Raw genomic sequence first — 20,782 nt, 5'->3', positions numbered from 1 at the left:
TTTGTGTGGGGGTTTTTTTTTTTTTATTACGCCCCCGCCCCCCGTTGGGCCCCCGGCCCGGGGGGGGGGGGGGCCGGCCGGCCGCTCACCTCGCAGGTCACCATCTGGATCGGGGCGGGCGGCGGGGTGAACCGGCCGGCACCCCAGCGCACCCAGAGCGGGATCCGCCCCTCGTCGGCCTCGGCGAGCAGCTTCTCCCAGGTGCGGCGGCGCGTACCGTGATCGACCTCGACGACGACCGGCGGCCCGTCCGGGCGGGCGCAGGCCACGTCGAGCACCGACTGCTGCGCGGACATCGGCGGCGGCAGCGGCACCACGCTGGACGCCCGCCGGTAGACCCGCCAGCCCCGCTCCCCCGCCCAGCCGACCACCGCGTCGATCAGCCGGGCGGTGACCTGGTCCGTGGTCAGGTCGGTGAAGGTGACCGCGTCGAGCCGCTCGGCCAGCGACGCCGCCAGCCGCTCCCCGTCCTCGCCGACCACCACCGCGGCAGGGTAACCGGCGCCACCGGACGTTCCCGCAACCCCCCTCCTACGGCGCCGCGACGGCCGTCGGCGCGCTCAGGCGACCCTCGTTGCCGCTGCGGTCCAGGCCGGAGACGCAGTAGGACAGCGGGCGGTCGGCCGGGGCGGTGCGGTCGGTCCAGCCGGTGCCCCGGGCGGTGCCGACGAGCCGGGCCGTGTCGCCGTCGACGCGGTAGACGGCGAAGCTCGCGGCGCCGTCCCCGCGCCAGGTCAACGTCACCCCGCCGACGCCCGCGCGCCGCGCCCCGGTGACCGTGGGGGCGGCCGGCGGCGTCGACGGTAGCTGCGCCATCGCGGGCACCAGCGCCGGCCCGGCGTAGTGGGCCGCGCGGTACCGGCTGACCGCGCCGAGCTTGTCGGCGCGTACCTGCCTGGCGCTGAAGTGCACGCTTCCGCTCGCGCCGTGCCGGCGGTTGAGGGCGAGCTGACGGTCCAGCTCGGCCGGGTCGCGCCAGGCGCCGCGCTCGCCCACCCGGTAGTCGGCCTGGCCGATGTAGAGCTGCACCCGGGTGCCCCGCACCGTGGCCGCCCACCACGGCAGCAGCTTGGCGTAGTCGGCCTTGTCGAAACCGATGTGCCAGTACAGCTGCGGCACGACGTAGTCCAGCCACTGCCGCCGTACCCAGAGTCGGGTGTCGGCGTAAATGTCGTCGTAGCTCTGCAATCCCGCGGTCGCCGAGCCGGCCGGGTCGGTGCGCTCGTTGCGCCAGATGCCGAACGGGCTGATACCGAACTTGACCCAGGGCTTGATCGCCTTGATCCGCTCGCTCATCTCGCGGACCAGCGTGTTCACGTTGTCCCGGCGCCAGGCGTGCTTGTCGGCGAACCCCCGGCCGTACCGGGCGAACGTCGCGTCGTCCGGGAAGTCCTGCCCGGCCTCCGGGTACGGGTAGAAGAAATCGTCGAAGTGCACCCCGTCGACGTCGTACCGCTGGACCGCCTCCAGCATCGCGTCCTCGACGAACGTGCGCGCCTCGGGGATGCCGGGGTTGAAGTACAGGCGGCTGCCGGGCCGGTCGGCGCTGGGGTAGGTCACCACCCAGTCGCGGTGCCGCCGCAGCGGGTGCGTCGGCGCGAGCCGGTCCAGCCTCGGGCCGGGCCCGCCCACCGTGGCCGGCTGCCCGCCCCGGTACGGGTTGAACCAGGCGTGGAACTCCAGGTTGCGGGCGTGCGCCTCGGCGACCATGAACTCCATCGGGTCCCAGCCCGGGTCGCGGCCGTCGCGGCGCCCGGTCAGCCACTCCGACCACGGCGCGTACGCCGACGGCCAGAGTGCGTCCCCGCTCGGCCGCACGTGCACGAAGACCGCGTTGTGGTGCTGCCGCACCGCCAGGTCCAGCCAGCCCCGGAACTCCGAGCGCGCCGCCTCGGGCGACAACCCCCGCCGGCTCGGCCAGTCGATGTTGTTGACCGTCGTGATCCACATGCCCCGCAACTCGCGGGGCGCCTCGGCCGGTCGGCCGGCGCAGGCGGGGGTGCGATCCGCCGGGGCGGCCCCGAAGGGCGTCACGGCGCCCTGCTCCGACAGGTCGCGTCCACCGGCAACGCGGTCCCGCAGCGACCAGGCGCCGAGCGCTACCGCCACGGCGAGCGCGACGACCACCGCGACTGATGCCTGGGTACGACGGCGGCGGGTGGGCGACTCAGCGGCGGACATCGTCCCAGTCTGCCCAGTCCGGCCCCACCTGGCGAACCGGTTGGACCGTCGGTGGACGGTCGGCCGAGGGCCGGACGCCGACGCCGTGGCGGCTCAGGCCGGGTCGTCGGCCTCGACGGCTCCGGATCGGCGCGTCAGGAACAAGCCGCCCGCCTCTCGTCAGCGGTGCCGCGGTCGCCGTCTGTCGAGACGAACGGGGTGCGCATGCGGGTCATCGCGTCCGTGCTCACGTCCACCGCTCGCCCGCGTTCGCGGTCGGTGTTTCCGTCTCCCTCTGACTCGAAGGGATTCAGGGCGGGCGGGGTCAGGTCTGCCAAGACGTACTCCAAGATTCACAGGGCGGCGCGCAACGTGTTCACTGGCGGCTGCGAGCCGGGAGGGAACGCGGGTGGTCGGGGCGCGTCATCGGCCGTCGTATGCCCGCTTCGACAGCCTACCGCTCCCACGCACCACCGCCGAGGCGAGGTTGCGGCGACGGCACGTACCGGAGACGCGACGGCGCCGTCACCGGCCTCGCACGGTCACGGGATCGGCGACGGTGTCGCGGCGGTCAGCACGGCCGCCGCCGCGGCGAGCCCGAGGAGGCAGGTGAGCCCCGCGACGCCGGCCATCCAGCCGGCCCGCGGCACGACGGTCGCCGGGGGCGACGTCGTGCGGCGCGGCGGGACGCACCTGGCGAGGGCGAGCGCGCCCACGCACAGCGCCGGTGCCGCCACGGCCGGATAGGCCCAGCCGCCGAGCAGCGGGGTGAGCAGTCGCGCGCCGACGGCACCGGCCACCAGGAACGCCGCCGCCGTGCGCCGCCAGGCCAGCATGGTCCGTTCCAGTTGCAGGCCGGGGTCGCCGTCCAGGCGAGGGGGTGTCCCGGGTGGACCCGCCGACGCCGGGCGGTCCCCGTCGCGGGGTGCGGCGGCACGGCTCACCGGACGAGGCCGACCAGGATCAGTCCGGCCGCCAGGACCAGGCCCAGGCCGAGCGGCATCGCCAGCGCGGGTGGCGGCAGGCTCCGACCGAGGCGCAGCGCCGCCTCCGTACGCAGCCAGCCGATCCACGCCTGCACCGGGGCCGCGGCGCCGAGCACGATCAGCACGACGGCCGCGGCGCGGCGCAGCCCGGGCGCGATGGGCAGGGCCAGCGCCTCCAGGGCGATCCCGGCCGCGAAGAGCGCCAGCGACGTACGGATCCAGGCCAGGAAGGTGCGCTCGTTGGCGAGGCTGAACCGGGGGTCGGGATCGACGCCCCGGTCGAAGACCCGGCCGGGCCACCGGCGTCGCCCGGGCGTCCGCGAGGAGGTTTCGTCGTCCGTGTCGACTACCACAGGGCGGTCACTCCCTTTCCGACGGCGATGACGCTGCCGATCAAGGCCAGCCCGATGACCGATCCTCGAGCCCGCTCCTCCGGCAGCCAGCGGGACAGGACCTGACCTCCGACGATGCCGACGGTCATCGCCACGCCGCAGGCCATCAGCAGGGGCCAGGACAGCGCGGGCGTGCCCTTGGCGGCCAGCGACAGCACGTTGGTGACCAGGCCGACGACCTGCACGGTCGGCACGAAGCTGCGCTGGCCCCAGTCGGTGCTCACCGCGTAGACGGCCAGGGGCGGCCCGCCGGTGCCCGCGGTGGTGTTGAAGAACCCCGAGGTGAAGCCCGACAACACGGGCCCGGCCCGGCCGCGCAGGAAGCGCAGCGGGTTGCCCCGGGCGACCCAGGCGACGGAGATCGCCGTGATCGAGCCGACGCCGATGAGCAGCAGCGGACCGGGCAGGGACGCCACCACCCAGGCGCCGAGGGGGACGGCGACCACGACGCCGACGATCATCTCCACGGCCAACCTGCGGTGCAGGGCCCGGAAGGTCGAGGCCAGCACGACGAGGTTGATCGCGGCGGAGAGCAGGTTCGCCAGCACGACACCGGTGAACGGGCCGAGGATGATGACCAGGAACGGCGCCGCGACCAGCGCGAAGCCGAGCCCGGTGACCCGCTGCATGGCCGCCCCGAGCGCGACCGCCACCACCGCGAGGGCGGCGCCGAGGAGGGCCACCGTCAGCGGGACACGGCGTCGTCAACCACGTCGCAGAGGCGGCGCAGCCGATCCACGGAGATGGTCCGCAGGTCGTCGGCCATCGTCGGGCTGCCGACGACCGACGCCCAGATCGCCCGGCCCGCGAGGAAGCCCGATGCCCCGGCCTGGCAGGCGAGGCGGACGGCGTCGGGGAAGAGCTCGGCGGGTACGCCCGACGACAGCACCACCCAGGGCCCGGCGATGGACTCGCTCAGCCGGGAGCAGCCGGCGACGATCTCCGCCGGGGTGCCCTGCCCGGCGGTGGGGACCTCGGCCTTGTAGAGGTCGGCGCCGAGCGAGCCGAGTTCCCTGGCGGCGGCGAAAATGCCGGCGTCGTGGTCGAAGGCGCCGCCCTGGCGGGGGGCGCGGGACACCGGCTCGATGATGCTGACGAGTCCGTTGTCGCGGCACCGCCGCACGAAGTCCGCCACCAGGGCGATCCGGGGGGCGGGGTCCTCGTCGGGGCGCCAGAGCACGAGCAGCTTGAGCGCCTTGGCGCCCTGGGCGCGTACGGCGGCGGGGTCGACGTCGTCGTCGATGGCGACGTCGGCGACGAACTCGGTGGCGCTGGCGGTGAAGCGGTCGGCGGCGGCGATCAGGGCGCACTCGGCGGCGACGGCCTCCTCAGCGATGACGGCGTCCCAGCCGAACTGCTTGTCGACGAGGATCGCCGAGGCGTGCGGGCTCAGCGCGCGGGCCGCCGCGACCTTGAAGGCGGTGATCTGCTCGTCGGTCACCGGCTGGCTCTGGTGGGCGGCGAACATCGCCCGCAGGGCCTCCCGCTGGTCGACGGCGAGCATGGCGTAGCCGCCGGAGGGGCGGGCCAGGACGGTGGGCGACACGGTGGCGACGGTCATGGGTACCTCCCAGGATTACCAAAGGACGGTGTCAACCTACCATCGGATGGTAGAAAAATAACATCCCTCGGTTGCTCTAAACTCTCCACCGAGCCCCGTGGGGTGACATCCGGCAGGAGGGCCCGGCGTGAGCGTGCAGACGTCCCGTTACGAGAGCGCCCCCCGGCGCCGCACGCAGATCATGGCCGCGCTGCGGCGGGCGGGCTTCCTCTCCGTGGCGGAACTCAGCGCCCAGCTCGGCGTCTCGCAGATGACCGTGCGCCGCGACCTGCGCCAGCTCGCCGAGTCCCACGAGGTGACCCTCGTGCACGGCGGGGTCAGCCTGCCGCCGGGCGGCGTGGCCGGCCCCGGCTTCGCCTCCCGGGCCCAGAGCCACACGCAGGCCAAACTCGCGATCGGGGCGGCGGCCGCCGCCCTGGTGCAGCCCGGCGACACCATCGGCATCGACAGCGGGACCACCGCCGCCGAGGTGGCCCACGCCCTGCCCGCCGAGTTCGAGGGATGCGTGGTCACCCACTCGGTGCCGGTGCTGGGGCACATGCTGTCGCGTCCGCGCGCCCGCGTCATCGGGATCGGCGGCGAGCTGCTGCACGACAACCAGGCGCTGGTCGGCTTCGCGGCCCTGGACCTGACCCGCCGCCTGCGGATCCGGATGCTCTTCCTCGGCGCCGGCGCCGTCGACGAGCGCGGGGTCTACGTGCGCTCGGAGATCGAGCTCAGCGCCAAGCACGCCCTGATGGAGATCGCCGACGAGATCGTCCTGGTGGTCGACGCGAGCAAGCTGACCGCCACCGCCCCGGTGCAGGTCTGCGGGCTCGACCGGATCGACACCGTGGTCGTCGACGCGCCGCTGCCCGAGGCGGTCGCGACGACGGTGCGGCGCAACGGCATCCGCGTCATCACCGCCTGACCTCCCCTGCCACCGGCCGCCGGTCCGGCGGTCGGCACCGGGTGTCACGAAGCCCAGCGGCGGGCCCTGCCGTCCCGGTAGCCCTGCGGGCGGGCCCTGCCGTCCGCGTAGCCCTGCGGCGGGCACGACGGTCCAGGTAGCCCTGCGGCGGGCTCCGGCCGCCCCGGCAACCCAGCGGCGGGCCTTGCCGTCCGCGTAGCCCTTGGCGGGCCCGGCGGTCCGGGTAGCCCACCAGCACCACCGCGGCAACGCGTCCCGTTGCGGGGCGCGTCGTCCTTTTTCGCCCGCCACCGCCCGCCACCAGGACGACCCAGTTTGTTTCCAGCCCTTGACGGGCGGATGAACGCCGGCTAGAACTGCATGCAGTTCTTCACAAGTGTGAGAGAGGCCTCATGGGACTCAGCGGAGATCTGCAGCACGCCCCGGACGCGGTCGACCAGGCCGGCCCCACGGCCGGGAAGGCCGGCCCCTCGGTGGGCGCCGTGCGGCTGCCCGACGTCCCCGTCGCCGACGTGCGGTGCCGGGTGTTCCGCGCCCGGCCCGCCGAGCAGATCGCGATGTCCTTCGCCCCCCTGACCCACCGGGTGATGGTGCTGGTCGAGGTCGAGCTGGCCGACGGTTCGGTCGGCATCGGCGAGAGCTGGGCCAACTACCCGTCCTGGGCCTGGCGCGAGCGCATCGCCACGATCAGGGAGGGCGTGGCGCCGCTACTGCTCGGCACGCGGCCGGCCGACCCCGCCGACGCGCAGCGGGCGCTGATGGCGAAGCTGGGTCCGCTGGGCCGCCAGTGGGGTGCGCCCGGCCCGATCCACCAGGCGGTGAGCGCGGTCGACATCGCGCTGTGGGACCTGGCCGCCCGGCACGCCGGGCGGAGCCTGGCGTCGCTGCTCACCACGCACCCCCGCACCGAACTGCCCGTCTACGGCTCCAGCCTCGGCCCCGACGGGGTCGCCGAGACCGCGGCGCACTGCGGGGCGCTCGGGCTGACCGCCGTGAAGGTCAAGGTCGGCTTCGGCCGGGACCGGGACCTGGACAACGTCCGCACCACGCGACGCGTCCTCGGCGACGGGGCGCAGATCTTCGCCGACGCCAACCAGGCGTGGTCGCTGCCCGAGGCGCTGCGGATGCTGCCGGCGCTGGCCGACCTGGGTGTCGCCTGGGTCGAGGAGCCGCTCGCCGGCGACCGTCCGGAGGAACTCGACGAACTCGGCGCCCGCACCGGCATGCCCCTGGCCACCGGCGAGAACCTCTACGGCGCCGCGGCCTTCACCCCGTACCTGCGGGGCAGCGGGGTCACCATCGTGCAACCGGACCTCACGAAGGTCGGTGGGATCAGCGAGTACCTGACGGTGCTCCGGGCCGCCGAGGCCGCCGGCAAGACCGTCAACCCGCATCTGTACAACGGCGCGATCGCGACCGCCGCGACCGTGCAGGTGGCCGCCAGCAGCCCGGCGACGTCCCTCGTCGAGTGGGACGTCCGGTCCAACCCGCTGCGCCGGGCCGCCGACGAGTTCCTGACCGCCCACGGCACGGTCACCGTGCCCAACCGCCCCGGTCTCGGTATCGACCTCGATCCGGACCAGCTCGAGCCGTACGAGGAGCAGCTGTCTTGACATCCTCCCCCACCTAAAGGCGGGGAAGCCCCACCCTCACGGGTTGGGGTTCCTGGTTCACGGCAGACCGCACGGAAGGAGGTCCCTCGTGTCTCACGTCCGCTCCGCAGGCGTTTTGCGTCTCGACCAGCCCGGCCGCGACGGCGATGTTCTTGGCGGCGTTGACGTCCCGGTCATGCCGGATGCCGCAACTCGGACACGTCCAACAGCGTGTGCCGAGAGAAAGCTCGGCGAGCAGATGCCCGCACGCCGAACACGTCTTACTCGATGGATACCAGCGGTCAACGACGGCGAGGGCGCGGCCGTCGCGGTGCGCCTTGTAGGCGAGCAGAGCGCGGAACTCGGCCCAGCCGGTACGGGAGATGGCCCTGGCCAGGGATCGGTTGCGGACCATGTTCGCCACCGCCAGATCCTCCACGGCAATGGCGGAAAAGCGGCGCACCAGGGCCGTGGACTGCTGCTGCAGGAAATCCCGGCGGGCGTCGCGTACCCGCGAATGCGCACGAGCCACCCTCTGCTTGGCCTTGGCGCGGTTGGCCGAGCCCCTCTGTCGGCGGGCCATCATCCGCTGGTAGCGCCTCAACCGCCGTTCCCGGCGTTCCATATGCCTCGGATGCCTGATGCGCTCGCCGGTGGACAGCACCGCGAAATCGGTCAGGCCGAGATCCACGCCCACCACCTCTCCCGTCGGTTCGGGAGCGGTGGGTGTGTCGACGTCAACGGCGAGGGTCACGAACCAGCGGTCGTCCGGGTCACGCGACACCGTCACCATCGTCGGGGCCAACCCAGCCGGGTCGATGTTCGGCCACGACCACACGAACCGCAGCACACCGGGTGTCTTTCCCAGCGACAGGTTCCCGCCCTGCAGGCGGAACGCCGACCGGGTGAAACTCGCGGACTGGCGGCCGCGCCGCGACTTGTACCGCGGGTACCGGGCCCGCTTGGCGAAGAAGGCGGTCATGGCGGTGTGCTGGTGCCGCAGGGTCTGCTGCAACGGTACCGACGACACCTCACCCAGAAACGTCAGGTCGGGCTGCTTCTTCATCTCGGTCAGCGCCCGATCCGTCTCCGCGTACGAGGTCGATTTGCCTTCAGCGTGATAGCGGGCATGGCGGGCGGCGAGGGTGCGGTTCCAGACGACGCGTACACACCCGAACGTGCGGTTCAGCACCGCCGCCTGCTCCGGCGTCGGGTACGCCCGACACCTGTACGCCGTTCGCACAGGACCAGTCTTACCAGAAAGGACAGTCATGGCTGACAGCGCATTCGCCATTCCTCCCCGCCCTGAAGGATGGGCCATCCTGGCCGGTGACCTGGTGACCGATTCCCCGATCGTCGACGAGGTCCTGGCAACCCCGAGCGCGGTGCGCATCGGCGGCCGGGCGCTCCCGGGCGCCGCCACGGGCGCGCCCACCCTGCCCGTCGTCGACCCGTCCACCGGGACGGCCTTCGCCGAGGTCAGCACCGGCGGCTCGGCCGACGCCGCCAGCGCGCTCGCCGCCGCCACCGCCGCGCTGCCGACCTGGGCGGCCACCCCGGTGGCGGAGCGCGCCGCGGCCCTGCGGGCTATCGCCGACGACATCGAGGCCCTGGCGACCCGCCCGGACTGGGCCGAGCTGATCACCCGGGAGACCGGCAAACGGCTCGCCGAGTCCACCGCCGAGCTGGGGCTGACCGTGACCTACTTCCGGGTCATGGCCGACCTCGTCGGGCGGCAGGAGGAACAGCGGCTGACGGTGGTGCCGCAGCACGAGCACCGGGTCGCGGTCCGGCCGGTCGGGGTCGCGGCCGTACTCACCCCGTGGAACTTCCCGGTCTCCATCCCCGCCCGGAAGATCGCACCGGCGCTCGCCGCCGGCTGCCCGGTGCTGTTCAAGCCCTCGGAACTGGCTCCGCTGTCGTCGATGGTGCTCGCCGCGGTGTGCGAGCGGCACCTGCCCGACGGGGTGCTCGGCACCGTCCTCGGCACTCCGGCCGACGTCGTCTCGCCGTGGCTCGCGGCGCCGGCGGTGCGGGCGGTCTCGTTCACCGGCTCGACCCGGGTCGGGCGCCTGGTGGCCACCGAGTCGGCGCCGCGATTCCTGCGTACGGTGATGGAGTTGGGCGGTTGCGCGCCGTTCGTCGTCCTCCCGGACGCCGACCCGCAGGCCGCGGCGCAGACCCTGATGGTCGCCAAGTACCGCAACAACGGCCAGTCCTGCATCGCGGCGAACCAGATCCTGGTCGCCCGGGAGGTGGCCGGGGAGTTCGTCGAGGCGTTCGTCGAGGCCACCCGCGCCCTGCGCGTCGGCGATCCCCGGGACCCTGGCACCGACATCGGCCCGCTCGCCCCGGCGGGCGACCCGGCGCGCATGGCTGATCTGGTCGACGAGGCCGTCGCCCGGGGCGCCCGTGCCGTCGCGCCGCACGGCGCGGCACCGTCCGCCGGGCACTACGCCGCCCCGACGGTGCTGCTCGACGCGCCCGTGGACAGCCGCGCCATGACCGGTGAGATCTTCGGACCGGTAGCGCCGGTGCACGTCTACGACGACCTCGACGCGGCGTTGGCGGTGCACCACGCCACGGGCTACGGGCTCGCCGGCTACGTGTGCGGCACCGACCTGGACGCCGCGCGAGCGGTCGCCGACCGGTTGCGCGCCGGCATCGTCGGGATCAACACGGGCACGCCGAACACGCCGTGGGTGCCGTTCGGCGGGCTCGGTGACTCGGGCGTCGGCTACGAGGGCGGCCGGCCGGGCCTGGAGGCGTTCCAGACCTACCTCAGTGTCGCCTCCCGCCCGGTGGGGGCCTGAGCGTCATGCGCCTGCTCATCGGCCAGACCGGCGCGCCGACCGCCGTCGTCAACGCGAGCCTGCGCGGCTTCCTGGAGGGCGCCGAGGGGCACGAGGTCCTCGCCCTGCGCGGGGGCCCCGACGGTCTCGTCGACGGCCGGCTCACCCCGGTCACCCTCGCCGACGTCCCGCCCGCCTGGACCCACCGCGGCGGGTCCTGGCTCGGCGCCGGCCGCCGGGCGGTCACCGGCGACGACCTCGACGCGGCGGTCGCGACGCTCGCCGAGCACCGCGTCGACGGGGTCGCGCTGATCGGCGGCAACGGCACGATGGCGCTGCTGCGGGCCCTCACCGAACGCGCCGAGCGGGCCGGGTTGCCCCTGTGCACCGCCGGCATCCCCAAGACCGTGGACAACGACCTGGTCGGCGTCGACCACTGCCCCGGATTCGGCTCCGCCGCGCGCTACCTGACGCGGGTGGTGCCCGACCTCGCCCGCGACCACGCGGCCATGCGGGCGATCGAGCCGGTACGCATCGTGGAGACCCTGGGCCGGTCGGTGGGCTGGCTGGCGCTGGCCGCGACGTGGCACCGGGAGGACCCGGCACACGCACCGCACCTCGTCCTGCTGCCGGAGGCGCCGTTCGACCGGGCGGACTTCCTGCGCCAGGTCGACGACGCCCTGCACGCGCACGGCCGCGCGTTCGTGGTGACCAGCGAGGGCGCCGCCCGCGAGCTGACCGACGAGCCCTTCGAGGCGGCCAACCACACCCGGATCCTGCTGGGCGGGGTGTCCCGCCGGCTCGCCGCGCTGGTCACCGCCGAACTCGGGGTCGCCGCCCGCGGCGAGGTCCTCGGCATGGTGCAGCGCTCGGCCGGCGCCCTGGCCGGCGACGTCGACCGCCGGGAGGCGACCGAGGCCGGGCGGCACGCCGCGCGGCTGCTCGCGGACGGGCGCAGCGGGCTCATGGTCGGCCTGCACCGCGTCGGCACCGACCCCTACGCCGCCGGGTACGACCCGGTGCCACTGGCCGAGGTGGCCGGCCACACCCGGCCGGTACCCGCGCCGTGGCGCACGACCGACCCCGCCGACCTCGGCGACTTCCACGACTGGCTCACCCCTCTCATCGCCTGAGTGACCCCTCCATCGAAAGGCAGGCACATGCGGCACAGGTACCTGAGCGCGGCGCTCGCCCTGGCTCTGGTCGGCGGACTCACCGCCGGCTGCGGCTCGGACTCCGCCGGCTCCGCCAACGAGATCAACCTGATCATGTCGAACCACCCCTGGCAGCGGGCGATCGAGCCGTTGATCGACGACTTCGAGAAGGAGTCGGGCGTCACGGTGAAGGTCCAGACGTTCGCCGAGCAGCAGATGCGCGACAAGGTGCAGCTCAACCTCCAGTCGCGCAGTGCCTCGATGGACGTGTTCATGACCCTGCCCTCCCGTGAGGGCCCGCAGTTCGCCAAGTCCAACTACTACGAGCCGCTGGACGAGCACGTCGGCAAGGCGGGGGCGGACTACGACGTCGACGACTTCCCGGCCGCCGTACGGGCCGGCATGACCGTGGACGACAAGCTGATCGCCGCGCCGATCAACGTCGAGGGCGTGGTGCTGTACTACCGCACCGACCTGTTCGACAAGTACGGCGTCACGCCGCCGAAGACGCTCGACGAGCTGACCACCGCCGCCGAGACGATCAAGCAGAAGTCCGGCGGCAGCGTCACCCCGATCGCGTTGCGCGGACAGTCCGCGGCGCTGCCGTTCACCTTCGGCCCGTTCCTGCACTCGCAGGGCGTGAGCTGGACCAAGCCCGACGGCACGCCCAACTTCGACGACCCCAAGGCGGTCGAGGCGATCAACCGCTACGCCACCCTGGCCCGCGATTACGGCCCGCCCGGCGTCGTCAACAACACCTTCACCCAGTCCTCGGCCCTGTTCGCCGCCGGCAACGCCGCCATGGAGTTGGAGTCGAGCAACGAGGTCAGCAGCATCATCGACCCCAAGACCTCCAAGATCGCGGACAAGATCGGCGTCCTCGACTTCCCGGCCGGCGCCGCCGGTTCCAAGACCACCGTGCTGTCCTGGGGCCTGTCGGTCTCCTCGTTCTCGAAGAACAAGGACGCGGCGTGGAAGTTCGTGCAGTGGGCCACCAGCGCGAAGACGCAGCTGGAGCTCACCAAGTCCGGCATCGCCCCGCCGCGCACCTCGGTCAGCCAGGACCCCGCCTACACCGCCACGCTCAACACCGAGACGCTCAAGCAGTGGAACGCGGCGCTGACGAAGGCGCAGACCGACGGTGACACCGAGGTCGGGCCGGTGGGTGTCGCGGCCCCCGAGATGCGCAAGGTCATCGGCGACGCGGTGGGCACCGTGATCCTCGGCCGGGCGAGCGCCGAGGACGCGGCCAAGCAGATCCAGGACGGCCTCACCCCGCTGCTGGCGAAGAACAGCGAGTAGGAGCCTCTGATGAGCACCGACACGACGACGAAACGCCCGACCGGCCCCCGCCCCGCCAGCACGGCGGGGCGGGGGGCGGGGCGCCGGCCGAGAAGGACGGTGCATCCGACCGCCCGGGGAATCTGGCCCTTCGTGGTGCCGGCCGCCGTGGTCACCGCCCTGCTGGTCCTGCTGCCGATCGCGTACACCGTCTGGTTGTCGGTGACCGACCGGCAGTCCGACGGCACGAACATGGGCTTCCTCGGGTTCGACAACTACGCCCAGATGTTCGCCAACCCGGCGTTCTACAACTCCCTGAAGGTCACGCTCTTCCTCTTCGTGGTGTGCCTCGCCGTGGAGACCGTGCTGGGACTCGCGCTCGGCTACGTGATGAGCCTGGACGTGCCCGGTCGGCGCGTCTTCCAGGGCATGATGCTCATCCCGGCGATCACCGCGTCGGTGGCGGTCGGCCTGCTCTGGCTGCTGATCATGGATCCGTCGCTGGGGGCGGCCAACGAGCTGCTGGCCGTCATCGGGATCGACCCCGTGGTCTGGCTCGGTGACCCGTCCATCGCGCCCTGGTCCATCGCGCTCGTGGACATCTGGCAGTGGACGCCGTTCATGGCGCTGATCATCTCCGCCGGCATCCGGTCGTTGCCGGAGGAGCCGTTCGAGGCGGCGGCCATCGACGGGGCGAGCGGCTGGCGTACCGCGTGGAACATCGGTCTGCCCCTGCTGCGGCCGGTGCTCATCGTCGCGATGCTGCTGCGCACCGTCGACCTGGTCCGCTTCTTCGACACCATCTACATCATGACCCAGGGCGGGCCGGTCGATTCGACGAACACCCTCAACGTGTACGGCTACAACGAGGCGTTCATCAACCAGGCGCCCAGTTACGCCGCCGCCCTGCAGATCGCCCTGCTGGTGCTCGTCGTACTTATCGCCACCGTCTTCACCCTGGTCCGAAGGAGGGCCGCGAAATGAGCGCGGGCAAGCGGCTGGTCGGCGTCTACACCGCGTACGTTCTGTTCGCCGTGGTCTTCTTCGGCCCGGTGCTGTTCATGCTCTGGTCGTCGCTGCGGCGCAACGTCGACATCACCGGCTCCCTGTTCGACGTGGCCTCGCCACTGACGCTGGAGAACTTCACCAACCTGTTCGAGCGGTTCGAGTTCGGCCGCTACATCGCCAACAGCTTCATCGTGGCCGGCGGCTCCACCCTGCTCGGCCTGGTGCTGGGCGCACCGGCCGCGTACGTGATCGTCCGGCGGCAACTGAACACGCTGGGCTTCGTGACGCTGCTCGCCCGGATGGCACCCGGTGTGCTGTTCGTGCTGCCGCTGTTCGTGCTCTCCATCCGCATCGACGCCCCGTCGAACACGGGGCTCAACTACGCCCTGCTCATCGTGGCGCACCTGATCGTCACCCTGCCGCTGTGCATCTGGTTGCTGATCCCGTTCTTCGAGGAGATCCCGATCAGCATCGAGGAGTCGACGCTCATCGACGGCGCCTCCACCTGGCAGCGGTTCCGCATGGTGGTGCTGCCGCTCGCCATGCCCGGCGTCTCGGTGGCACTCACGCTCAGCTTCGTCTTCTCCTGGAACTACTTCCTGTTCGCCCTGGCGCTCGCCAACGACCAGACGCTGCCGCTGACGGTCATCGCCTTCAACTTCATCGGCCAGGGATCGAACGACTTCGGCGGTCTGATGGCCGCGAGCACGCTCATCTCAGCGCCGGCCCTCCTGCTGACGATCTTCGCGCAGCGGTGGCTGGTGCGTGGAATCACCGGAGGTGCCGTCAAGTGACGACCACCAGTGTCCGTGCCCGCTTCCTGGGCGACGGACGGATCGACTTCGAGCGGGCCACGCTCGGCCCGGTCACGAACGGGCAGGTACGCGTCCGCGTCGACGTCTGCGCCCTCTGCGGCTCGGACAAGCGGTTGCTGCGGTCGGGGTCGCCCGTGGTGCCGGGGCACGAGATCGCCGGCACCGTGGTCGACGTCGGCCCGGACGTCACCGTGCCCGTCGGGACCCGCGGCATCGTCTACATCCCGGTCTTCTGCGGTACGTGCCGGCGCTGCGCCGCCGGCCGCACCAACCAGTGCCTGCACCTGCGGGAGCTGATCGGCTGGCAGCGCGACGGCGGGTTCGCCGAGCACGTCGACGTGCCGGCCCGCTGCCTGCTGCCGGTGCCCGACGACGTGCCGCTGGACACGGCGGTGCTGGGTCTGGACACCGTGGGCACCGCCGCGCACGCCCTGCGCCTGTGGCAGCGCACCCAGCCCGACGGCGTCGACCGGGCGTTGGTCATCGGCGCCGGCCCGTTGGGCCTCGGGGTCGTCGCCGTGGCGGGCGCCTTCGGCGTCGGCGAGGTGGACGCCTTCGACCCGCACGAGGGTCGTTTGGCCACGGCCGTCGACCTGGGCGCCCGGGCCGCCGGCGACCTGGCGGCGGAGAACCAGTACGACCTCGTGGTCGAGGTCAGCGGCGCCGCGGCGGCGCGGGAGACCGCGCAGCGGGTGGTCGCGCCCGGCGGCGCGGTGATCGCCCTCGGCGAGTCCGACGAGCCCTACACGATGCCCGCGACGCCCCGTTGGCGGCGCACCGACTGCTACACGGTGCGTTCCTTCTACTTCCCCACCAGCGAGGTCGAGGCGAACTGGGACCTGCTGCGCGACCACGGCGCCGCGCTGCGGGACCGGCTGACGGTGCCGGTGACCCTCGCCGAACTGCCGGACGCCTTCGCCCGCTTCGTCGCCGGCGACTACTTCAAACCCTGCATCGTGTCGGAGGACGCCCCATGAACCAGCCGCAGCACCTGCTCATCCTCGCGGTCGACCAGCGTCCCTGGCTCACCCAGGCGCTCTACGGCCACACCGGCACCGCCACGCGCAGCCAACGCGCGGCGATCGCCGACGGCAAGCACATGGTGGTGGAGGGTCTCCTCGCGGCGCTCGCCGACGAGCCGAGGCTCGCCGCGCACGCCGGTATCCTCGTCGACGCGACGCTCGGCCCCGGTGTGGCCGAGCGGGCGCACGCCAACGGCGTGACCTTGAGCATGCCGCTCGAACGCGGCGGTTGCGAGATCTACGAGACCGAGCCGGCCGACCTCAGGTCCCACCTGGAGCACCACGGACCCGAGCTGCCCAAGGTCCTGGTCCGCTACAACGTCGAGGGTGACGTCGACGGCAACCGCGTCCAGCGCGCCCGGCTGGCCGAGGTGTCCGCGACGGTCCGCGACGCCGGCGGCCGTTTCCTGTTCGAGCTGCTCGTGCCGCCCACGCCCGGGCAGCTCGACGCGGTCGGCGGCGACCTGGGACGGTTCGAGCGGGAACTGCGTCCCGCGCTGGTGCACCGCGCGATGACCGAGCTGCTCGACGAGGTGCCGGTGGACGTCTGGAAGCTGGAGCACCTCGACCGGCAGGAGCACTACCGCACCGCGGCCCGGATCGCGGCCGAGGCCGGCGGCGAGTGCATCCTGCTCGGCGCCAACGCGCCGGCGGCGCGGGTCGAGGGGTGGCTCGCCGACGCCGCCGCCGCCGGATTCACCGGCTTCGCTATCGGGCGTAGCATCTGGTGGGACGCGCTGCGCGGGCTGCTCGCCGGGGACCTGGCCCGCCCTCAGGCGGTGGCGGCGGTCGCCGCGAACTATCGCGGGTTCGCCGCCGCGTTCCTCGCCGCGGTGCCGGTCGGGCCCGAGCCGCACGAGTGAGGACACCAGTGACGCCACCTTCCCCGCCCCGGCCCCCCGCCGCGACGCTGCCGGCGCCCGCCACCGCGCCCGCGCAGGAGGCGGACCCGTACGCCGGTGAGCGGGTCGGCGAGCTGCTCTACCGGACGCTGCGCGACCGGATCATCTCCGGCGAGCTGCGGCCCGGCACCCGGCTGAGCGTCCCGGCGTTGGCCGAGGAGTTCCGGGTGAGCCGCAGCCCCGTGCGCGACGCGGTGATCCGCCTGGTGCAGGACGAACTGGCGCGCGAGACCCTCAACCGCGGCGCGGTCGTCGCCCGCATCGAGGGCGAGGAGCTGGTCAGCCTCTACGAGGCCCGCGAGGCTCTGGAGTGGGCGGTGGCCCGGCTGGCGGCGCAGCGGTACAGCCCGGCGCTGCGCCGCCGCCTGCTCGCCCTGCTCACCGAGCACCGGCAGGTCGCGGCGGACGGCGACTTCGCCCGCCACATCGAACTCGACGCCGCGTTCCACCGGGAGATCCGGCAGGCCGCGCAGAGTCCGGTGCTGACCCGGATGCTCGACGGCGTGCAGAGTCGGGTCCTGATCGCGATGCGCTCGACCAGCCTCACCGGCGGCATGGCCCAGGCCGTCGCCGACCACCAGGCCATCTTCGAGGCGCTCTGCTCGGGTGATCCCGACGCCGCGGGTGAGGCGGCCCGGGCGCACATCCGCCGACTCAAGGAGCTGCTTCGTGCCGCTTACTGAAGCCCGCACGATCACCGCCGTCCGGTGCCACGGTCCGGGCGACGTACGCGTCGAGCAGCTGCCCGCGCGTGCCCCGGGCCCCGGCGAGGTGGCCATCGAGCCCCTGGCCGTCGGGGTCTGCGGCACGGACGGCCACATCGTCGGCGGCAGCTTCCCGGCAGCCCGCCCGGTCGTGCTGGGCCACGAGGTCTGCGGGCGGGTGCGGGAGGTCGGCCCCGGGGTCGACCGGCTCGCGCCCGGCGACCTCGTGTCCGTCGAGCCCCACGACTACTGCACCGCCTGCGCGTACTGCCGGCTGGGGCAGGAACACCTCTGCGACGCCAAGCGGGGCTACGGCGTACGGCTCGACGGCGGGATGACCGAACGCATGGTCGTGCCGGCACGGATCGCCTACCGGCTGCCCCCGGACACCCCACCGTGGATCGGTGCCCTCACCGAGCCGCTCGCGTGCTGCATCCACGGCATGGACCAGCTCGCACCCCGCTCCGGCCTGCCCGTGCTCGTCTACGGCGCCGGCCCGGCGGGGGTGATGATGGTGGCGCTGGCCCGCTCCCGGGGGCTCGCCCCCGTCGTCGTCATGGATCCCCGCCCGGACCGCCGCGACCTCGCGCTGCGCATGGGAGCCGACGCCGCCCTCGATCCGACCGACCCGGCCAGCGAGGCGGCGGCCCGGGCACTGACCGACGGCCTGGGCTTCCCGTACGTCGTCGACGCCGTCGGCTCGGCGCGCCTGCTGGAGTCCGCGATCGGCATGGCCAGCCGCGGCGGCCGGATCCTGGTCTTCGGTGTCGCCCGGCCGGACGAGGAGGCCCGGGTACGCCCCAACGAGGTCTTCGCGCGCGAGCTGACCATCGTGGGGGCGGTCATCAACCCGTACACCCACCACCGCGCCGTGGGCATGCTGCCGACGCTCGGTCTGGACCGGCTGCGGCCGGCGTTCTTCCCGCTGGAGAAGGTCTCGCAGGCGCTCGAGGCCCAGGCCGTCGGACAGGCCGACAAGGTCTTCGTCGCCCCGTACGGCGTCGACGCCGCCCGCCGGTAACCAGGCGGAAGCCCATCCGGCGCCACCGGGACCGGGCCCCGGTGGCGCCGCCCGGCGTTGCCGACTTTTGACCGTCCGGACGAAAGTTCAGACGATCTCGCACAAACATCTAGACATTTAGATTTAAGAATCATAGTGTTGCCCTCACCAGGCAGCGGCGTGCCAGGCCAACCATCAGGACATGACAACGATGTCCGTTCGATGTCCGGGCCCGCCGCTGAGCCCGAGCGCCGCGCGACGACGTACGTCGTTGTCCCGCTCCCCTGGAGGAGAAGAATGCTCGGATCGTCCCGACGAGCACGCGTGCCCCTCGCAAGCGCCTTCACCGCTGTCGTCGCCCTCGCCGGCCTGTGGCTGTCCCCGCCGAGTGCGGGTGCGGCTCCGCCGCCGCAGGAACCCGGTGTCACCCTGCGCGTCTTCGACCTGCAGGTCCCGCTCAACAACCTCTGCACCCTGAAGGCCGGCCAGACACCGAACGTCGACAAGCTCATGCCGACGGTCGACTGGACGAGCGCGGCCGACTTCGGCATCGAGGACCACTTCCTGGTCCACGTCCTCGGCAACGTCAACATCACCCAGGCCGGCAGCTACACCTTCCGGCTCATCAGCGACGACGGCTCCCGCCTGCTGATCGACGACACGCTGATCGTGGACCACGACGGCGCGCACGGCCCGGAACCGAAGGACGGCGCCGTCGACCTGACCGCCGGATACCACTCCCTGCGCATCGAGCACTTCGAGCGTACGGGCGGCCAGCAGCTCACGTTGCAGTGGCGGACGCCGGGCTCCAGCACGTTCGTGACCGTCCCCAACTCGGCGCTGAGCACCGACGCCGGCGTCGTCCGGGTGACCGCGCCCGGCCGCAAGGAGTGCGAGGCCAGTGGCGACTCCCCCGGCGACGGGCTGCCGCTCACGTCGGTGCACCCGAACTACACCCTGACCGACCTGCGCCCGAGTGGTTTCCAGCCGCAGGTCACCGGGTTCGACTGGTTCCCCGACGGCCGGCTGGCCGTCTCCACCTGGGGCGGCTCCCTGACCACAGTGGGCGAGGTGTGGATCCTCGGCAACGTCACCGGCAGCACCAGCCCCGGCCAGGTGACCCGGCAACGGGTGGCGACGGGGCTCCAGGAGCCGATGGGGCTCAAGATCGTCGACGGGAAGATCTACGTCTCGGAGAAAGCGAAGCTCACCGAGCTCAACGACACCAACGGCGACGGGGTGACCGACCAGTACCGCACCGTGGCCACCTGGCCGTTCGGCAGCAACTTCCACGAGTTCGGGTTCGGCCTGCTCTACCGGGACGGGTACTTCTACCTGAACCTCTCGGTCTCCATCAACTACGGCGGGGCCACGACCGACCCGCAGCCGGCCCCGAACAGGGGCACGACCGTCAGGGTGAACCGGAGCACCGGCGCGATCGACTACGTGGCCGGCGGCCTGCGCACCCCGCACGGCATCGGCTGGGGCCCGGAGGGCGACATCTTCGTCACCGACAACCAGGGTGGCTGGCTGCCGTCGTCGAAGCTCGTGCACGTCAAGCAGGGCCGCTTCTTCAACCACTACATGAACCCGGCCGGCCCGTTCGACAACAACCCGGTCACCCAGCCGGTCCTCTGGCTGCCGCAGAACGAGATCGGCAACTCGCCGAGCACCCCGGTCATGCTCAACCAGGGCCCGTTCGCCGGGCAGATGCTCATCGGCGACGTGACCTACGGCGGGCTCCAGCGCGCGTACCTGGAGAAGGTCAACGGCGAGTACCAGGGCGCGCTGTTCCGGATGACCCAGGGCCTGGAGGCGGGAGTGTCCGAGGTATCCGTCGGGCCCGACGGCGCCATCTACACCGGCGGCCTGCACGGCGGCGGCAACTGGGGGCAGGAGGGCAAGCTCAGCTACGGCCTGCAGAAGATCGCCCCGAACGGCGGCAACAACTTCGACATGCTGGCGATGCGGGCCCTGCCGGGCGGCTTCCAGATCGAGTACACCCAGCCCCTGTCGGCCACGACCGCCGCCGCGCTGGCCTCCAAGTACCGGGTCAAGCAGTGGCGCTACGTGGCGACGGCCGCGTACGGCGGGCCGAAGGTCGACGAGGAGACCCTGTCGGTCTCCTCGGCCACCCTGTCGGCCGACGGAAAGACCGTCACGTTGGCGATCAACGGCCTCAAGGCCGGCCGGGTCGTGCACGTCCGCTCACCCCGGCCCTTCTCGGCCAGCAACGGCCAGTCGCTCTGGAGCACCGAGGTCTGGTACACGCTCAACGCCATCCCGGGTCAGCAGCCGCCCGTCAACCTCGCGCTCGGCAGGGCGGCGACCGCCGACAGCTCGTGCTCGCCCACCGAGGGCCCGGCCAGGGCCGTCAACGGGACGACCACCAGCGGCAACCTCGACAAGTGGTGTTCGACGGGCGCGACCAAGTGGCTGCAGGTCGACCTGGGTGCCAGCCAGAGCCTGAGCCGCTTCGTCGTACGCCACGCGGGCGCCGGCG

At 72.7% G+C, this 20,782-nt stretch carries 19 protein-coding genes; 12 read left to right on the top strand and 7 right to left on the bottom strand.

Annotated features, from left to right (window positions below):
* Positions 1 to 26 precede the first annotated feature (26 nt).
* The 6 genes from ACPXCB_RS14835 to ACPXCB_RS14810 all read right to left on the bottom strand — a co-directional run bounded on the left by ACPXCB_RS14835 (position 27) and on the right by ACPXCB_RS14810 (position 5,099).
* Positions 27 to 485, bottom strand: coding sequence for a hypothetical protein (locus ACPXCB_RS14835; protein WP_425875756.1), 459 nt, complete (start codon positions 483 to 485; stop codon positions 27 to 29).
* Between the two features lie 46 nt (positions 486 to 531).
* Complete coding sequence (locus tag ACPXCB_RS14830; protein WP_425875754.1) at positions 532 to 2,181, bottom strand: glycoside hydrolase family 10 protein; 1,650 nt, start codon at positions 2,179 to 2,181, stop codon at positions 532 to 534.
* Between the two features lie 521 nt (positions 2,182 to 2,702).
* Positions 2,703 to 3,104 carry a DUF202 domain-containing protein gene (locus ACPXCB_RS14825; RefSeq protein WP_425875752.1) on the bottom strand — a complete coding sequence of 134 codons (402 nt, stop codon included), beginning with the start codon at positions 3,102 to 3,104 and terminating at the stop codon, positions 2,703 to 2,705.
* Positions 3,101 to 3,499, bottom strand: a complete 399-nt coding sequence (locus ACPXCB_RS14820; RefSeq protein ID WP_151452643.1) for a YidH family protein — start codon at positions 3,497 to 3,499, stop codon at positions 3,101 to 3,103. The genes ACPXCB_RS14825 and ACPXCB_RS14820 overlap by 4 nt, the downstream gene beginning before the upstream one ends.
* Positions 3,493 to 4,221: a TSUP family transporter gene (locus ACPXCB_RS14815; protein ID WP_425875750.1), complete on the bottom strand. Its 729-nt coding sequence runs from the start codon at positions 4,219 to 4,221 to the stop codon at positions 3,493 to 3,495. Before ACPXCB_RS14815 ends, ACPXCB_RS14820 begins: the two co-directional genes overlap by 7 nt.
* 2 nt (positions 4,222 to 4,223) lie before the next feature.
* A complete protein-coding gene (locus tag ACPXCB_RS14810) occupies positions 4,224 to 5,099 on the bottom strand; it encodes a hypothetical protein (RefSeq protein ID WP_425875748.1) in 876 nt (291 codons plus the stop codon).
* A 127-nt stretch (positions 5,100 to 5,226) separates the two neighbouring features.
* Here ACPXCB_RS14810 and ACPXCB_RS14805 point away from each other — a divergent pair, with 127 nt between their 5' ends.
* Positions 5,227 to 6,009 carry a DeoR/GlpR family DNA-binding transcription regulator gene (locus ACPXCB_RS14805; RefSeq protein ID WP_425875746.1) on the top strand — a complete coding sequence of 261 codons (783 nt, stop codon included), beginning with the start codon at positions 5,227 to 5,229 and terminating at the stop codon, positions 6,007 to 6,009.
* A gap of 392 nt (positions 6,010 to 6,401) precedes the next feature.
* The gene (locus tag ACPXCB_RS14800) at positions 6,402 to 7,622 is read left to right on the top strand and encodes a mandelate racemase/muconate lactonizing enzyme family protein (RefSeq protein ID WP_425875744.1); all 1,221 of its coding nucleotides are present in this window, start codon (positions 6,402 to 6,404) and stop codon (positions 7,620 to 7,622) included.
* 13 nt (positions 7,623 to 7,635) lie between these two features.
* Here ACPXCB_RS14800 and ACPXCB_RS14795 read toward each other — a convergent pair whose 3' ends face one another.
* Positions 7,636 to 8,874: an RNA-guided endonuclease InsQ/TnpB family protein gene (locus ACPXCB_RS14795; RefSeq protein ID WP_425875858.1), complete on the bottom strand. Its 1,239-nt coding sequence runs from the start codon at positions 8,872 to 8,874 to the stop codon at positions 7,636 to 7,638.
* Between ACPXCB_RS14795 and ACPXCB_RS14790 the strand changes: the two genes are divergently transcribed.
* The 10 genes from ACPXCB_RS14790 to ACPXCB_RS14745 form a co-directional block, all read left to right on the top strand.
* A complete protein-coding gene (locus tag ACPXCB_RS14790) occupies positions 8,873 to 10,414 on the top strand; it encodes an aldehyde dehydrogenase family protein (RefSeq protein WP_425875742.1) in 1,542 nt (513 codons plus the stop codon). The genes ACPXCB_RS14795 and ACPXCB_RS14790 overlap by 2 nt on opposite strands.
* A 5-nt stretch (positions 10,415 to 10,419) precedes the next feature.
* Positions 10,420 to 11,526 (top strand): diphosphate--fructose-6-phosphate 1-phosphotransferase, encoded by a 1,107-nt coding sequence (locus tag ACPXCB_RS14785; protein WP_425875740.1) that lies wholly within the window; start codon positions 10,420 to 10,422, stop codon positions 11,524 to 11,526.
* 27 nt (positions 11,527 to 11,553) lie between these two features.
* Positions 11,554 to 12,849, top strand: a complete 1,296-nt coding sequence (locus ACPXCB_RS14780) for an ABC transporter substrate-binding protein (protein ID WP_425875738.1) — start codon at positions 11,554 to 11,556, stop codon at positions 12,847 to 12,849.
* A gap of 9 nt (positions 12,850 to 12,858) precedes the next feature.
* Entirely contained in the window at positions 12,859 to 13,812 is a 954-nt protein-coding gene (locus ACPXCB_RS14775) for a carbohydrate ABC transporter permease (protein ID WP_425875736.1), read from the top strand.
* A complete protein-coding gene (locus ACPXCB_RS14770; protein WP_425875734.1) occupies positions 13,809 to 14,630 on the top strand; it encodes a carbohydrate ABC transporter permease in 822 nt (273 codons plus the stop codon). Before ACPXCB_RS14775 ends, ACPXCB_RS14770 begins: the two co-directional genes overlap by 4 nt.
* Positions 14,627 to 15,628, top strand: coding sequence for an alcohol dehydrogenase catalytic domain-containing protein (locus ACPXCB_RS14765; RefSeq protein WP_425875732.1), 1,002 nt, complete (start codon positions 14,627 to 14,629; stop codon positions 15,626 to 15,628). Before ACPXCB_RS14770 ends, ACPXCB_RS14765 begins: the two co-directional genes overlap by 4 nt.
* The gene (locus tag ACPXCB_RS14760; protein ID WP_425875730.1) at positions 15,625 to 16,536 is read left to right on the top strand and encodes a 2-deoxy-5-keto-D-gluconate 6-phosphate aldolase domain-containing protein; all 912 of its coding nucleotides are present in this window, start codon (positions 15,625 to 15,627) and stop codon (positions 16,534 to 16,536) included. Before ACPXCB_RS14765 ends, ACPXCB_RS14760 begins: the two co-directional genes overlap by 4 nt.
* An 8-nt stretch (positions 16,537 to 16,544) precedes the next feature.
* Entirely contained in the window at positions 16,545 to 17,258 is a 714-nt protein-coding gene (locus tag ACPXCB_RS14755) for a GntR family transcriptional regulator (RefSeq protein ID WP_425875728.1), read from the top strand.
* The gene (locus ACPXCB_RS14750; RefSeq protein ID WP_425875726.1) at positions 17,245 to 18,300 is read left to right on the top strand and encodes an alcohol dehydrogenase catalytic domain-containing protein; all 1,056 of its coding nucleotides are present in this window, start codon (positions 17,245 to 17,247) and stop codon (positions 18,298 to 18,300) included. The genes ACPXCB_RS14755 and ACPXCB_RS14750 overlap by 14 nt, the downstream gene beginning before the upstream one ends.
* Before the next feature lie 303 nt (positions 18,301 to 18,603).
* Positions 18,604 to 20,782 (top strand): PA14 domain-containing protein (locus ACPXCB_RS14745; RefSeq protein WP_425875724.1); only part of this gene is annotated, 2,179 nt, incomplete at its 3' end.

It is taken from the genome of Micromonospora sp. DT62 (assembly GCF_049847285.1).
In the GTDB taxonomy this organism is placed as follows: domain Bacteria; phylum Actinomycetota; class Actinomycetes; order Mycobacteriales; family Micromonosporaceae; genus Micromonospora; species Micromonospora reichwaldensis.
Note: the sequence above shows the minus strand (reverse complement) of the source record. Positions and strands in the feature narration are given on the sequence as shown.

Excerpts from the sequence above, each read along its gene's own strand:
- ACPXCB_RS14830 (WP_425875754.1), bottom strand. The coding sequence starts at position 2,181 with ATGTCCGCCGCTGAGTCGCCCACCCGCCGCCGTCGTACCCAGGCATCA.
- ACPXCB_RS14810 (WP_425875748.1), bottom strand. The coding sequence starts at position 5,099 with ATGACCGTCGCCACCGTGTCGCCCACCGTCCTGGCCCGCCCCTCCGGC.
- ACPXCB_RS14800 (WP_425875744.1), top strand. The coding sequence starts at position 6,402 with ATGGGACTCAGCGGAGATCTGCAGCACGCCCCGGACGCGGTCGACCAG.
- ACPXCB_RS14785 (WP_425875740.1), top strand. The coding sequence starts at position 10,420 with ATGCGCCTGCTCATCGGCCAGACCGGCGCGCCGACCGCCGTCGTCAAC.
- ACPXCB_RS14790 (WP_425875742.1), top strand. The coding sequence starts at position 8,873 with ATGGCTGACAGCGCATTCGCCATTCCTCCCCGCCCTGAAGGATGGGCC.
- ACPXCB_RS14795 (WP_425875858.1), bottom strand. The coding sequence starts at position 8,874 with ATGACTGTCCTTTCTGGTAAGACTGGTCCTGTGCGAACGGCGTACAGG.
- ACPXCB_RS14780 (WP_425875738.1), top strand. The coding sequence starts at position 11,554 with ATGCGGCACAGGTACCTGAGCGCGGCGCTCGCCCTGGCTCTGGTCGGC.
- ACPXCB_RS14760 (WP_425875730.1), top strand. The coding sequence starts at position 15,625 with ATGAACCAGCCGCAGCACCTGCTCATCCTCGCGGTCGACCAGCGTCCC.
- ACPXCB_RS14775 (WP_425875736.1), top strand. The coding sequence starts at position 12,859 with ATGAGCACCGACACGACGACGAAACGCCCGACCGGCCCCCGCCCCGCC.
- ACPXCB_RS14770 (WP_425875734.1), top strand. The coding sequence starts at position 13,809 with ATGAGCGCGGGCAAGCGGCTGGTCGGCGTCTACACCGCGTACGTTCTG.